Genomic DNA, 13,001 nt, shown 5'->3' with positions numbered 1-13,001 from the left:
GGCCATGGTGGTTGGACACACCATAGCACAAACAAGCAAAAAGGCCGCCCGGCGGGCGGCCTAGGATTCGAGTGCATTGCGCGGCCGGTCCGGCCCTTCGCATGGCTCAGGGCGTTCGCCCCTCAAATCGCTCCACCGGAGCGATTTGCCGGCTGGCAAGAGCCAGCCGTCAGGTCTCACCCAACCAGTTCGTCGTCGTTGAAGAAGAACTTGATTTCCTGGGCGGCGGTTTCCGGGGCGTCGGAGCCGTGGACCGAGTTTTCGCCGATCGAGAGGGCGAATTCCTTGCGGATGGTGCCGGGAGCGGCGTTTTCCGGATTGGTGGCGCCCATCACTTCACGGTTCTTGAGGATGGCGCCTTCGCCTTCCAGGACCTGGACGACGACGGGCGACGCGATCATCTGCTCGACCAGCTCGCCGAAGAAGGGGCGTTCCTTGTGGACCGCGTAGAAGCCTTCGGCCTGAGCGCGGGTCATGTGGATCTTCTTGAGGGCGATCGGGCGGAGACCGGCTTCCTCGAACTTGGCGATGATCTTGCCGATGAGATTGCGGCGGACGGCATCGGGCTTGATGATGGAGAAGGTGCGTTCGAGCGCCATTGGGTCGATCCTTGAATGGGTCTGTTGGGAAGGTGGCGCCTTGTAGCGGGAGACTGCGACGGAGGCAAGACGGGTGGCGGCCAATGCTGGCCGCCACGATTGCAGGGGTCAGTCCTCGTCGACGCGGTCGGTGCCGGTCGCCATGACCGTGCCGTCGGGAGCCAGCAGGGTGACATCGACATGGGTGACGGTTTCGTCGGCTTCGATGGCCTGCTCGACCTCGATTTCCACCGCCTGCATGGTGCAGACTTCCGCGGTGCTCGTGGTGGGGAAGGTCACCGAAAGCGTGCCATCGACGAGCTCGCCCAGTTCTGCGGTGCCGACCTCTTCGCAGGCGCCGCCGGTATATTCGAACTCGATCTTGACCTGGCTGGCATTGAGCCGATCGGCGTCGAGATCATCAAGGGTGCGCGCCTCCTGGGCATGGACCATGCCGGGGATAACGGAGAGGGTGGCAAGGGCGAGAACAAGCTTCATCGAGGTCATGGACGGTCCTTTCTGGTTGGACAGGCATAACGCCCGACAGAGAAAGTGGCTCCAGCGGGGACGGCAGCCATGCCGTAAAGCCGGTTGCCATGACCGGCGCTTAACTCTATCCAACCGCAAACACTTCGTTGCAGGCTTGGGGCCACGGTTTTGCCGTCGCCAGCGTGAGCCCGCCTTCCACAGATTGCCGCATCATGCTGACCATCACCAACCTCACCTATCGCATCCAGGGCCGCGAGCTGTTCGAAGACGCGTCGGTGGTGCTGCCGACCGGCTCCAAGACGGGCTTCGTGGGCAAGAACGGGACGGGCAAGACCACACTGTTCCATTTGATCCAGGGGCATATCTCGCTGGATTCAGGCTCGATCGAGCTGAACAAGAAAGCGCGGATCGGGGCGGTGGCGCAGGAAGCGCCGGCCGGCAATGAGAGCGTGCTCGACGTCGTGCTGGCAGCCGACAAGGAGCGGACGGCGCTGATGGCGGAGGCCGAGACGGCCACCGACCCGGACCGGATCAGCGAGATCTATATTCGCCTGGCCGATATCGACGCGCATTCGGCCGAGGCGCGGGCCTCGTCCATTCTCAAGGGCCTGGGCTTCGAGCAGGACCGGCAGAATGCGCCGACGCATGAGCTGTCGGGCGGCTGGCGCATGCGCGTGGCGCTGGCCGGCGTGCTGTTCAGCCAGCCCGACCTGCTGCTGCTCGACGAGCCGACCAACTATCTCGATCTTGAAGGCACGCTGTGGCTGGAAAAGTACCTCGCGACCTATCCCTATACCGTCTTCATGATCAGCCATGATCGCGACCTGCTGAACAAGTCGGTCAACTCGATCATCCATCTCGAGCATCGCAAGCTGACCTTCTACAAGGGCAATTACGACACGTTCGAAACCACGCGTCGCATGCAGATGGAGCTCAACAACAAGGGGCGCGACAAGGCGCTGGACCAGGTTGCGCATCTGCAGAAATTCGTCGACCGCTTCAAGGCCAAGGCGAGCAAGGCCAAGCAGGCCCAGTCGCGCATGAAGATGATCGAAAAGCTCAAGCCACCGGCAGCCATGTTCGATGAATATTCGGCGCCATTCACCTTCCAGCAGCCCAAGGCCGAGCAGGCGACGCCGATGATCACGCTGGACGGCGTGTCGGCGGGCTATGGCGACAAGACCATCCTGCGCCACATCAACATGCGGATCGATCCGGGTGACCGCATCGCGCTGATCGGCGTCAACGGCAACGGCAAGTCGACCTTCGCCAAGCTACTGGCCGGCGACATCAAGCCGATGGGCGGCAGCTTCGGCAAGGGCAAGAAGCTGGAAATCGCGCATTTTGCGCAGCACCAGATGGACAAGCTCAAGCCGGACTGGACGCCGTTCGAGCATGTGGTCGAGCTGATGCCGACGGACAGCGAGGCCAAGCGCCGCTCGCGGCTGAGCCAGATGGGCCTGACCAAGTCGCGCATGGATACGCTGGCCAAGAACCTTTCGGGCGGCGAGCGCGCCCGCCTGCTGATGGGCCTGATCACCTTTTCAGGCCCGGGCATGATGATCCTCGACGAGCCGACCAACCATCTCGATATCGACAGCCGCGACGCGCTGGTGCATGCGCTCAACGATTATGAAGGCGCCGTGCTGATCATCAGCCACGATCGCCACCTGATCGAGGCGACCTGCGACACGCTGTGGATCGCCGAAGGCGGCACGATCCGCGAGCTGGACGAGGATCTCGACAGCTACCAGCGCAGCATCACCTCCACCAAGGAGGGCAAGGGCGGCAGTGGCGTCAGCAAGGCGGATCGCAAGGCCAACAAGGCCGAGGCGGCAGCCCGCCGGGCCGAGATTGCGCCGCTCAAGAGCTCCATCAAGGACGCGGAAACCAAGATTGCCCGCCTCAAGGTGGAAATCGGCAAGATCGACGCGCAGCTCGAGGACCCCAAGGTCTACAATGGGCCGCCGGACCGGATGATCGCCCTGGGCAAGGACAAGGCGCGCTTCAGCGCCGACCTTGAGGCCACCGAAGAGCAGTGGCTGGCGCTGAGCGCCGAGCTCGAGAGCGTCGAACGCGCATGAGCAGGCTGGCCGCCAGGGACGTGATCGAGACGCTGGGCATGCAGCGGCACCCCGAGGGCGGCTGGTATGTGCAGACCTTCGAGGATGCCGAACAGGCGGACGGCCGGACACGGTCCACGGCCATCTACTATCTGCTCGAAGCGGGCGAGGCATCGCATTGGCACCGGGTCGACGCGGTGGAGGTGTGGCACTGGTATGCCGGGGCGCCGCTGCGGCTGCGCCTTTCTGACGGGAAGCATGTGGATGAGCACATGCTGGGAAGCGACCTCGCGGCCGGCCAGCGCCCGCAGGTGATCGTGCCGCGTGCGGCCTGGCAGGCGGCGGTGAGCACGGGCGAGTGGACGCTTGTCGGTTGCACGGTGGCGCCGGGATTCCAGTTTTCCGGCTTCGAGCTGGCGGAGGCCGACTGGGCGCCGGGAAAGGATTAACCGGAGTGGGGCCAGTCGGTTGACAGTTGATGCCCCCTGCCCTTTGCTGGCGGCCTGAATAGACGAAAGTGCGTGATGCGCCCTGTTGCCAAGCTGCTTGCTGCCTTATCCCTGTGCATGCTCTGCCTTGCAGGTGCGGTGCAGGCGCAGGAACTGACCAAGAAGCAGCGCGCTGCCGTCCATCGCTTTGCCTACAATAACAGCCTGTTCGTGCTGTATCACGAGCTGGGCCACCTGCTGTTCCACCAGTTCGACATGCCCGTGCTGGGCCGGGAAGAAGACGCGGCGGACAATGTCGCCACCTGGATCCTGCTCAACAAGCGCGGACCGGAGGCAGAGCAGGCGCTGGTCGATGCGGCGGAGGGGTGGATCCTGTCCGGGGTCGCCTATGACAGCGGCGGCAGCGAAAGCGACTATGCGGCCGTGCATAGCCTCGACAAGCAGCGGGCCTACCAGATCGTCTGCCTGATGGTGGGCATGGACGAGACCTCGTTCCGCCCCATCGCCAATGAATTCCGCATCATCCGCGACCGGCAGCAGAGCTGCCAATGGGACTATGACACGGTCGACCGGTCACTGCGGTCGCTGCTGGGCGGGCGCGGCGACAAAAGGGGCACCGAGGTGGTGGTGACCTATCATGATGCGGGGCAGCGCCTGAAGGAAGCGGCCCAGGCCTTCCGGGCCAGCGGCGTGTTCGACCAGGTGGCCGACGAGCTGCGCAGAAACTACAGCCTGGGCAAGACGGTGCAGTTCAACGCCAAGCGTTGCGGGGAGCCCAATGCCTTCTACGATCCGGAAACGATCGAGGTCATCTTCTGCTACGAGCTGATGCAGGACTATATGGATCTCTATTCGGAGAGCCTTGCCAAGGACCTCGAGCCGGCAGCGCCCCAAGTGGAGCCGCGCAAGCAAAAGAAGACTAAGATCGAGGCTAGCTGAAGCCGACGTAGCGTCCGGGCTTGTGATTGGTGGCGATGATCATGTTGAGCACCAGGGCGCCCAGGATCGAATAGATCACGCGGTCGACGGGCAGCACGAAGAAGGCCGAGGCCAGGATCACCGCATCGACGCCGAGCTGGAAATAGCCGGCGCGAATGCCGAAATTGTCCTGCAGGTAGAGCGCCAGAATATTGATGCCGCCAACGCTCGCCTTGTGGCGGAAGAGCGAGAGAATGCCCAAGCCCATCAGCCCGCCGCCGACCAGAGACGCATAGAGCGGTTCGATGCGGGAAATGTCGATCCAGGCGGGTATCTGCGCGGAGAAATAAGAGACCATGCCGACGCAGGCAAAGGTCTTGAGGGCGAAGGGCCAGCCCATGCGCAGCACGGCCAGAATGTAGAATGGCAGGTTGATGGCGAAGAACAGCCAGGCAAAGGGAATGCCGGTGCCATACTGCAGCAGCAGGGCCAAGCCGGCCGTGCTGCCGGTGGTCAGGGTGGCCTGGGCATAGAAGACGATGCCGAGCGATACCAGCATGGTGCCGATGAACATGGCGAAGATGTCTTCATGCAGCTGATGGCGGCTGGGCGTGGCGAGATCGGTGCTCATGCCTTCTTGACCCAGCGGCCGTCGGTTTCCTGCTGCCAATAGGTCAGATCGTTGCCCGGCTTCAAGGCCTTCCAGGCGAGGCGCGCTTCGGCGACCGCATCGGGATCGTGGCCGGAGAACATGTAGACGATGCGCTCATAGCCATCGGCGGACTGGGGCACGGCGCGATCGATGAAAAAGCGCACGGCGGCGCCGTTGGGATTGTCAGTACCGGTCGTGATCAGCACGGGCTGGTGCGCGTCGGTCGTTTCACCCGCCAGACCATGGGCAAGGAAGCTGTCATCGCGGAAGGTCCACAGATGGGCATCGAGCGCCTCGGCGCGCTCGGTGGAGCCGACTTCAACCACGGCCCGCCAGCCGCGCTCCAGGGTCTTTTCCAGAAGCGCGGGAAGGACCGCTTCGAGCGGGCGAACTTCAAGGTGATAGAAGAGGACGTCAGACATGGATGCAGTTAAGCCCTTCATGTGGCCGGGCGGAAGATTGAATCGGCGAATGGGTGGGTTGTCGCGGCTTGTTCCTCCCTTCTCCCCTTGAGGGAGAAGGTGCCCGAAGGGCGGATGAGGGGTTTCTTTCTTGGTCTTCAGCATGGGTGAGCGCAGCACCCCTCACCCGGTTCCGCCGCTAAACGCGGCAGAACCACCCTCTCCCTCAAGGGGAGAGGGGGAGAAGCGCACCCCTAACCCTGGTAATAATCCCTGACCAGCCGATCGAGCAGCGCGACGCCGAAGCCGGGGGCCCAGGAGGTGTTGACTTCGGAGGTCCCTGCCCCAAAGGCCGTGCCGGCGATGTCGAGATGGGCCCAGGGCACGTTGTTGACGAAGCGCTGCAGGAACTGGGCGGCAGTGATCGAGCCGGCGGGGCGGCCGACCGAATTGCGGATATCGGCGAACTTGGACTCGATCATCTTGTCGTAGGCCGGGGCCAGCGGCATGCGCCAGAGCTTTTCGTTGGCGTTGAGCCCGGCATTGAGCAGCTGGATCGAGAGCTCGTCATTGTTGGAGAAGAGGCCGGCATGCTCGTGGCCCAGGGCAACGATGATGGCGCCGGTGAGGGTCGCCAGATTGATCATGAAGCGGGGCTTGAAGCGGTCCTGCGTGTACCAGAGAGCATCGGCGAGCACGAGGCGGCCCTCGGCATCGGTATTGATCACCTCGATCGTCGTGCCGCTCATGGCCTTGACGATGTCGCCGGGCCGGACCGAGCCGCCCGAGGGCATGTTCTCGACGAGGCCGATGACGCCGACGGCGTTGACCGGGGCCTTGCGGGCCGCAAGGGTATGCATCAGCCCGGTGACGGCGGCGGCGCCACCCATATCGCCCTTCATGTCTTCCATATTGGCGGCGGGCTTGATGGAAATGCCGCCGGTATCGAAGACCACGCCCTTGCCGACGAAAGCCAGCGGCGCCGCGCCGACATCGCCGCCGCGCCAATGCATGATGACGAGACGCGCCGGGCGATCAGAGCCCTGGGCAACGCAGAGCAGCGAGCCCATGCCGAGCTTTTCGAGGGCTTCGGGCTCGAGGATTTCGACCTCGACGCCCAGATCGGACAACTGGGCGGCGCGGGCGGCGAATTCGACGGGGCCCAGGATATTGGCCGGCTCGTTGACCAGATCGCGGGCAAGCAATGTGCCTTCGACCGTGGCATTGCGATCGGCGATGGCGGTTTCGGCCGCGGCGGGATCGGCCACATGCAGGGTGACGGCAAGGGCCGCGGGCGCGTCGTCGCTGCGGGCGGACTTGTATTTGTCGAACTTGTAGTGGCGCAGGCGCAGGCCCGCGGCCAGTTCGGCGATGGCGGCGGCGCTGGCCCCTGCTTCGTCCAGGATCACCGAGACCGAACCGGCGCGGGTGGCGGCGAGCTTGTGCATGAGCGAGCCGCCGCGGTCGGTCCAGCCGTTGAGCGGGGCGTCGGCAACGGGCTTGCCGCTGCCCAGCACCAGGAGGCGGCGGCCACCCTTGCCCATGACATCGAGCGCCTGGCCCTGCTTGCCCTTGAAGGCGGCGGCCGCCGCAGTCTCCACCCAATCCAGACCGGTGGCGGCCCAGATGGCGGCGGCGGCGCCCGCGGGCGCGGCGTCTTCAGCGGCGTAGATGATGGTCAAGGGTGCGGCGGCACCGGCAAAGGGGGCGGTACGAATGGAGATGGTCTGGGACATGGAGGGCCTTGATTGGCAAAACGGGCGGGGGCCGAAGACGGCCGCAATGGCTTTACATTGAGGTGTTTCCCGCCCGCGTCAATCCCGCAACAGGGGCGCGGACAAATCGGTGGACGACGCGCTGCGCGCTTGTGTGGCACGGCAAACTGCACCAAGGTCCGGCGCATCTGCGGGACCTGCCTGCGGGCCGGAATAGACTGACCTGACTGCATGAAGAGACTGACCACCTATCTTGCCCGGCTGTTCGTTGCCGACGCGCTGATCCTGTTCGGTGTCGTCTGTTTCCTGCTGTGGCTGGTCAACTGCCTGCGCTCGTTCGACGTGGTCTCGGTCAAGGGGCAGAGCATACTGGTGCTCGGCGTGCAGGCGCTGCTGACCATGCCGCCGCTGGCGATCTCGTTTTTCTATGTGTGCATCGGCATCGGGCTCACCCGGGCGCTGCAGGCGCTGCAGGCCAATCGGGAGCTGCATATCATCCACACCAGCCATGGGCTGGGATCGCTGTGGCGGGCCACGGCTCTGGTCGCCGGGGCGGGCGTGGTGGGGGTGCTGCTGCTCTCGAACTTCATCGAGCCCTATGCCAATCGCCGGCTGAACATCCTCAACGCCAGCGTGGCGGCGGACCTGGTCAGCTCGACACTGCGGCCGGGGCGCTTCACCCAGGTGACGCCAGGCGTGGTGCTGCTGATCGGGGGCCGCGGCAGCGATGGGGAGATCAACGAGTTCTTCGCCGACGACAGGCGCGAGCCGGAGACGCGGCGGACCTACATTGCCGATTCTGCGCGGGTCTCGACCGATGGCGAGAACTACGTGCTCGAGCTGCGCAATGGCACGCTGCAATATACCCAGTCCAACGGGCGGTTCTCCGAAATCTCCTTTGCGCGCTACGACCTCAGCGTGGACCAGCTGTCGCAGCCCGTGGCGCAGACGGACCCGATGCTGGCGGAGGACAGCATATCGCTGATTGCCCAGGCCCTCTCCCGCGGCGAGTGGAGCCCGTCCCTGCTGACCCTGTTGGCCAACCGGGCGGCCGAGGGCCTGCGGGTGGTCGGCATGGCCATGATGGTGCTGGCCATCATGGGCTTTCCGAGCGGACGACGCACGCGGTTCAATGTGCCGATGGAGGCCGTGGTGCTGCTGATCGCCTTCAGCGAACGCGGCCTCAGCGCCTATAGCCCGCTGGGCACGGGGACCGGGGCGCTGCTGCTGATCGTGGTGGCCGGGGGCGCGCTGCTGCTGCGCACGCGGCCGCGGCCCATACCCATGGTGGCGGCACAATGAGCCGGATCGACTGGATCGTGCTCAACCGGCTGGGCAGCCGGATCGGGGTGACCGTACTGGTGTTCTACGGGCTGATCGCGCTGGTCGAGTCGCTCGACACCTGGCGCTTCAACTTCGTGGCGGACAATCACGGGCTGCCCATGGCGGTGGTCATGGTGGCGATGAGCGGGGTCAAGTGGACGATCAAGACCCTGCCCGTCACCGTCTTGATGGGGGCCATTCTCGGCTTCATCGACCTCAAGGCGCGGCATGAACTGACGGTGATCCAGGCCAGCGGCATCTCCATCTGGCGGACGGTGCGCGCGCCGGTCATCGCGCTGGCGGCGGTGAGCCTGCTGGTGGCATTGGGCGTCGAGACGCTGAGCACGCAGATCAACCGCCAGCTCAGCCCGACGCCGCCGGGCCAGGCAGCCATGCTGACGCCGCCAGGCGAGGTCTGGCTCGAACAGCGCAGTGGCGACACGCATTATGTGATGATGGCCACGGGCATGCAGCCGGGTGGCGCGGTCTTGGGCCAGGTAACGCTGTTTCACCTGGGCGAGAGCGATTCTGCGCGGGTGGAGGCCGCCGAGGCGCGGCTGGAGAATGGGCAATGGGTGATGCCCGAGGCCATTGTGCGCAACCCTGACCGGCCGGCGCAGCGGGTGTTCAACTACACGGTGCCGACCAGTTCGTCGGCGACCGAAATCGGGCTCAAGCTGGCATCGACCGAAGACATGACGTTTTTCGAGCTGGCGCGCCTGCTGCAGGCCGGCGTCGCCGATGCCAGCATCCGTACGGCGGGGACGATGCGGCTGATCAAGCTGCTGGCCCTGCCCCTGGTGCTGACGGGCTCGCTGTTCATTGCATTTGCGTTTACCGCAGGTTATCGAAGAGGCTCTAATTATGGTCCTGCGGTTCTCTATGGGATCGTGCTGGGATTTGTTGTGTTCGTGATTACCGAGATGGCCGACCGAGCCGGGTCGACCGGCGTTCTCGATCCCACGTTTGCGGCAGTCGGACCGGCGTTTGTAGCCATCGTCATCGGCGTGACGGTGCTGCTGTACAAAGAAGACGGGCGCGCGTGAGTATGATGGCGAGTGCCAAGAGGGGGATTTCGCCACACCGCCTGGCTCTGGCCAGCGCGATGATTGCGCTTACCCTGACCGCCAGCGCCTCCGCGCAAGGCCTTGTTCCCATAGATTTTTTCAATGCTCCGATCGACAGCTCGGCACCATCGGCGATCGAGGCTTCGACGCTGACCTTCGACAGCGTCAACAATATCATCACGGCCAGCGGCGATGTGGTGCTCAGCCAGGGCGGCTATACGCTGACCGGGCAGAGCCTGGTCTATAACCGGGGTGCTGGTACCCTCAAATTTGTCGGCGATGTCACCATTCTGGACCCCTCCGGCAATCTGGCCGAAATGGTGGACTTGGATGTCACCGGCGGCATGAAGCAGGCCTTCATGAATGCGCTGACCATCACCACCTATGATGGCGCGCGCATCACTGCCGACAGCGTGGATTACGACGCCGCGCTGCAGACGCTGATGGAAAAGGCGAGTTATGCGCCCTGCGGGGACTGCATCGACGATGCCGGACGGCGCATCGGCTGGTCGGTCACCACGTCGCGCGTCACCTATAATGCCGAAGACGGCTCGGTGGCTCTCGAGCAGCCGACACTGTCGGTTCTCGGCATTCCAGTGGCCTGGCTGCCCTATCTGTGGCTGCCCGATACCAGCGCGAACACCGTCGCCAATGTGCGCACGCCGATCTACGACTATAGTGAGAAAACCGGGCACACGCTGATCGTGCCCTATGCGGCCTATTCCAGCCGCTGGACCGAGATCGTGCTGACGCCGACCTTCATGAGCCGGCAGGGTTTCCTGCTTGGCGCCGAGTGGCTGCAGCGGTTTGACAATGGCTCGTTCCAGATCAAGGCTTCCGGACTCTACCAGTTCGACCAGTCGGCCTTTACGTTCACCGAAGCGAAGCGCGACTGGCGGGGTGCGGTCCAGACGTCGGGTGAATTCACCCCGATCGAAGACTGGACGGTGGGCTGGAGCTATGTGGCCTTCACCGACGCGGCCTATCTGCCCGACTATCGGCTGACCACGGCAAAATCCTCGGTCAACCAGGTCTATGCGACGCATCTAGCCGATGACACCTTCTTCGACGTCCGCCTGCAGCAGTTCAACCTGCTGGGCGACGTGACGGCTGCGTCGCAGGGGCAGCAAGGCAAGGCCCTGCCGGTGGTGCGTTTCGAGCATGTCGAGGACCTGGGGCCGGATGCGGGGCGGGTCGAGATCAGCGGGCGCCTGCTGGGCGTGCATCGGGACCTGGACTCCCAAACCACCGTCAATGGCGTGCCCTATACATTCGGCTATGCCGGCAACAAGCAGCATCTGAACCTGCAGGCCGGCTGGCAGCGGCAGTTTATTGGCTCGGGCGGGTTTGTGGCGACGCCTTATCTGGGCGGACGCGGCGACGTGGCCTATTACGACGGCACCAGTGCCGCCTTGCCCGGCGCGACGACGCTATGGAGCGCCACGCCGATCGCAGCCATGGATGTGCGCTTTCCGATGGCGGCCAATGACGGTTCGACGGTCCACCTGATCGAGCCCATCGGCCAGCTGGTCTATCGCGGCTCCAACACGACGGCAGTGGGCATCACCAATGACGATGCCCAGAGCTTTGTCTTCGATGACACGAATTTGTTCAGCTACAACCGCTTTTCGGGCGGTGACCGGCAGGAAACGGGGCTGCGGGCCAATATTGGCGGGCGCTACCAGGCCAATTTCGCAGATGGCGGCTTTTTCGAAGTCATTGCCGGCCAATCCTTTCAGCTGGCGGGCAGCAATGCCTTTGCGGCCGCCGACCCGGCGCAGACCGGGGTGGGCTCCGGGATGGACGTTACCGCCTCCTACGCCGTGCTGGGCGCCTATGCCTCGTTCGCCGAAGGCCTGACGTTGGGCGGCAAGCTGCAGGTCGACACCGCCAGCCCCCGGGTCACCCGGACAGGCCTGGGCGTGGGCTATGCCAATGCCGGCTATGGGGCCAGCGTCGACTACGGCTTCCTGGCTGCCAATGCGGCCGTCGGCACGCTGAAGGACCAGCATGAAATCGGCGGCACGATCACCATTCCAGTGGCCGAATACTGGTCGGTCAGCAGCAATGCCTCCTGGGACCTGGCCGGCAACAGCTGGCTGCAGGTGGGTGGCGGGGTGACCTATGACGATGGCTATGTGGTTATCGGCGCCAATGCCAACCGCACCGGGCCGACGCATAGCTCGCCCAACGCAACCACGGTGACGGCGACGTTCCGGCTCAAGGCTCCGGCGGGGTTCAATGTCGGCTACCAGGGCGCAGTCCCGCTGACCTTGCCCAGCTTCTAGGCAATATCGGATTTTGGCCTCATTCATGGGGCAATTGACAGAGCGCAGTTCCCGCCGCATTGAGGGCGGGTGCTTTGACGCGAGGCGGAAGAATACGATGACCAAAAATCTCTGGAGGCGCGCAGCCAGCGCCATGATCGTGGGCGCGATTCTGACCATCGGTGCGGCCATGCCGGCCGTTGCGCAGGCCGCCCGGGTGACCGTGAACGGGACCCCGATCACCGACCTGCAGGTGGCGCAGCGCCAGAAACTGTTCGCGCTCGAAGGCAGCAGCGGCGGTTCCAAGGGTGCCACGGAACAGCTGATCGACGAAGCCATCCAGATCAGCGAAGCCAAGCGCCTCGGCATTACCGTTTCCAACGCACAAATCGATGAGGCGCTGCTGCAGATCGCGCGCAACATGAATGTGAGCCAGGACCGTCTGATCAACATGCTGCAGCAGGGCGGCGTCGGCATGGACACGCTCAAGGACCGGCTGCGCGCTGCCATCGCCTGGAATGCCATCACCGAACAGGTGATCATGCCGCAGGTGCAGATTTCGGAGCTGCAGCTCGATGAGCAGGCGGCCAACAAGGTGCAGGACTACCAGACCTTCGATTACATCCTCAAGGAAGTGATCTTCGTGGGCAGCGGGTCGGGCGGTCGCGCCGGGCAGGCCAACAGCTATCGCTCCAAATTCGCCGGCTGCGATACGGCCGTGGACCTGTCGCTGGCCTTTACGGACGCAGCGGTGATCGATGTCGGCCGGCGGCATGCAACGCAGCTGCCGGAAGCCATTGCCAAGGAACTGGCCGGGCTCAATGTCGGCGGCATCACCAAGCCGCGCGTGGTCGAAACCGGCGTTTCCATGCTGGCCGTCTGCGAGAAGGCCCAGGCGGAAGACCTGACCTTCATCAAGAGCGACCTGCGCGCCGAAGCCGGCAATGACGTGCTTGTCGACCAGAGCGCGGCCTACATGGCCAACCTGCGCAAGCAGGCCAAGATCATCTACAACTGAGACAGGCCGGCCCGCTTCGGCGGGCCGCTCTGTTATTCGCAAGAACTGGCCCGCGTGACGG

Annotated in this window: 12 protein-coding genes; 7 read left to right on the top strand and 5 right to left on the bottom strand. The window is 64.3% G+C overall.

Going from position 1 to position 13,001, the window contains the following annotated elements; genetic code table 11:
* Positions 1-176: 176 nt before the first annotated feature.
* Positions 177-599, bottom strand: coding sequence for a nucleoside-diphosphate kinase (gene ndk / locus ACLI1C_RS07490; RefSeq protein WP_411396250.1), 423 nt, complete (start codon positions 597-599; stop codon positions 177-179).
* 108 nt (positions 600-707) lie between these two features.
* Entirely contained in the window at positions 708-1,085 is a 378-nt protein-coding gene (locus ACLI1C_RS07485; protein ID WP_411396249.1) for a hypothetical protein, read from the bottom strand.
* A 194-nt stretch (positions 1,086-1,279) separates the two neighbouring features.
* On the opposite strand from ACLI1C_RS07485, the gene ACLI1C_RS07480 reads away from it, so the two are divergent.
* From ACLI1C_RS07480 to ACLI1C_RS07470, 3 genes are all read left to right on the top strand, one after another.
* Positions 1,280-3,151 carry an ABC-F family ATP-binding cassette domain-containing protein gene (locus tag ACLI1C_RS07480; protein ID WP_411396248.1) on the top strand — a complete coding sequence of 624 codons (1,872 nt, stop codon included), beginning with the start codon at positions 1,280-1,282 and terminating at the stop codon, positions 3,149-3,151.
* On the top strand, positions 3,148-3,579 hold the full coding sequence (locus ACLI1C_RS07475; RefSeq protein WP_411396247.1) for a cupin domain-containing protein: 432 nt from the start codon (positions 3,148-3,150) through the stop codon (positions 3,577-3,579). The genes ACLI1C_RS07480 and ACLI1C_RS07475 overlap by 4 nt, the downstream gene beginning before the upstream one ends.
* A 75-nt stretch (positions 3,580-3,654) precedes the next feature.
* Positions 3,655-4,518, top strand: a complete 864-nt coding sequence (locus ACLI1C_RS07470) for a DUF4344 domain-containing metallopeptidase (protein WP_411398256.1) — start codon at positions 3,655-3,657, stop codon at positions 4,516-4,518.
* On the opposite strand, the gene ACLI1C_RS07465 is transcribed toward ACLI1C_RS07470, so the two are convergent.
* The 3 genes from ACLI1C_RS07465 to ACLI1C_RS07455 all read right to left on the bottom strand — a co-directional run bounded on the left by ACLI1C_RS07465 (position 4,511) and on the right by ACLI1C_RS07455 (position 7,286).
* The gene (locus tag ACLI1C_RS07465; protein ID WP_411396246.1) at positions 4,511-5,128 is read right to left on the bottom strand and encodes a YitT family protein; all 618 of its coding nucleotides are present in this window, start codon (positions 5,126-5,128) and stop codon (positions 4,511-4,513) included. The genes ACLI1C_RS07470 and ACLI1C_RS07465 overlap by 8 nt on opposite strands.
* Complete coding sequence (locus ACLI1C_RS07460) at positions 5,125-5,571, bottom strand: DNA polymerase III subunit chi (protein WP_411398255.1); 447 nt, start codon at positions 5,569-5,571, stop codon at positions 5,125-5,127. Before ACLI1C_RS07460 ends, ACLI1C_RS07465 begins: the two co-directional genes overlap by 4 nt.
* A gap of 233 nt (positions 5,572-5,804) precedes the next feature.
* Positions 5,805-7,286 carry a leucyl aminopeptidase gene (locus tag ACLI1C_RS07455; protein ID WP_411396245.1) on the bottom strand — a complete coding sequence of 494 codons (1,482 nt, stop codon included), beginning with the start codon at positions 7,284-7,286 and terminating at the stop codon, positions 5,805-5,807.
* Positions 7,287-7,496: 210 nt separating this feature from the next.
* On the opposite strand from ACLI1C_RS07455, the gene ACLI1C_RS07450 reads away from it, so the two are divergent.
* From ACLI1C_RS07450 to ACLI1C_RS07435, 4 genes are all read left to right on the top strand, one after another.
* Positions 7,497-8,567 carry an LptF/LptG family permease gene (locus tag ACLI1C_RS07450; RefSeq protein WP_411396244.1) on the top strand — a complete coding sequence of 357 codons (1,071 nt, stop codon included), beginning with the start codon at positions 7,497-7,499 and terminating at the stop codon, positions 8,565-8,567.
* A complete protein-coding gene (locus ACLI1C_RS07445; RefSeq protein ID WP_411396243.1) occupies positions 8,564-9,634 on the top strand; it encodes an LptF/LptG family permease in 1,071 nt (356 codons plus the stop codon). Before ACLI1C_RS07450 ends, ACLI1C_RS07445 begins: the two co-directional genes overlap by 4 nt.
* Positions 9,635-9,693: 59 nt before the next feature.
* Complete coding sequence (locus tag ACLI1C_RS07440) at positions 9,694-11,943, top strand: LPS-assembly protein LptD (RefSeq protein ID WP_411396242.1); 2,250 nt, start codon at positions 9,694-9,696, stop codon at positions 11,941-11,943.
* A gap of 97 nt (positions 11,944-12,040) precedes the next feature.
* Entirely contained in the window at positions 12,041-12,940 is a 900-nt protein-coding gene (locus ACLI1C_RS07435; RefSeq protein ID WP_411396241.1) for a SurA N-terminal domain-containing protein, read from the top strand.
* Positions 12,941-13,001 lie beyond the last annotated feature (61 nt).

The organism is Devosia sp. XGJD_8, from assembly GCF_046614475.1.
Classification (GTDB): domain Bacteria; phylum Pseudomonadota; class Alphaproteobacteria; order Rhizobiales; family Devosiaceae; genus Devosia.
Note: the sequence above shows the minus strand (reverse complement) of the source record. Positions and strands in the feature narration are given on the sequence as shown.

What these genes read in the sequence shown, in the direction of transcription:
- ndk (WP_411396250.1), bottom strand. Translation starts at nt 599, where the DNA reads ATGGCGCTCGAACGCACCTTCTCCATCATCAAGCCCGATGCCGTCCGC.
- ACLI1C_RS07485 (WP_411396249.1), bottom strand. Translation starts at nt 1,085, where the DNA reads ATGACCTCGATGAAGCTTGTTCTCGCCCTTGCCACCCTCTCCGTTATC.
- ACLI1C_RS07480 (WP_411396248.1), top strand. Translation starts at nt 1,280, where the DNA reads ATGCTGACCATCACCAACCTCACCTATCGCATCCAGGGCCGCGAGCTG.
- ACLI1C_RS07475 (WP_411396247.1), top strand. Translation starts at nt 3,148, where the DNA reads ATGAGCAGGCTGGCCGCCAGGGACGTGATCGAGACGCTGGGCATGCAG.
- ACLI1C_RS07470 (WP_411398256.1), top strand. Translation starts at nt 3,655, where the DNA reads ATGCGCCCTGTTGCCAAGCTGCTTGCTGCCTTATCCCTGTGCATGCTC.
- ACLI1C_RS07465 (WP_411396246.1), bottom strand. Translation starts at nt 5,128, where the DNA reads ATGAGCACCGATCTCGCCACGCCCAGCCGCCATCAGCTGCATGAAGAC.
- ACLI1C_RS07460 (WP_411398255.1), bottom strand. Translation starts at nt 5,571, where the DNA reads ATGTCTGACGTCCTCTTCTATCACCTTGAAGTTCGCCCGCTCGAAGCG.
- ACLI1C_RS07455 (WP_411396245.1), bottom strand. Translation starts at nt 7,286, where the DNA reads ATGTCCCAGACCATCTCCATTCGTACCGCCCCCTTTGCCGGTGCCGCC.
- ACLI1C_RS07450 (WP_411396244.1), top strand. Translation starts at nt 7,497, where the DNA reads ATGAAGAGACTGACCACCTATCTTGCCCGGCTGTTCGTTGCCGACGCG.
- ACLI1C_RS07445 (WP_411396243.1), top strand. Translation starts at nt 8,564, where the DNA reads ATGAGCCGGATCGACTGGATCGTGCTCAACCGGCTGGGCAGCCGGATC.
- ACLI1C_RS07440 (WP_411396242.1), top strand. Translation starts at nt 9,694, where the DNA reads ATGATTGCGCTTACCCTGACCGCCAGCGCCTCCGCGCAAGGCCTTGTT.
- ACLI1C_RS07435 (WP_411396241.1), top strand. Translation starts at nt 12,041, where the DNA reads ATGACCAAAAATCTCTGGAGGCGCGCAGCCAGCGCCATGATCGTGGGC.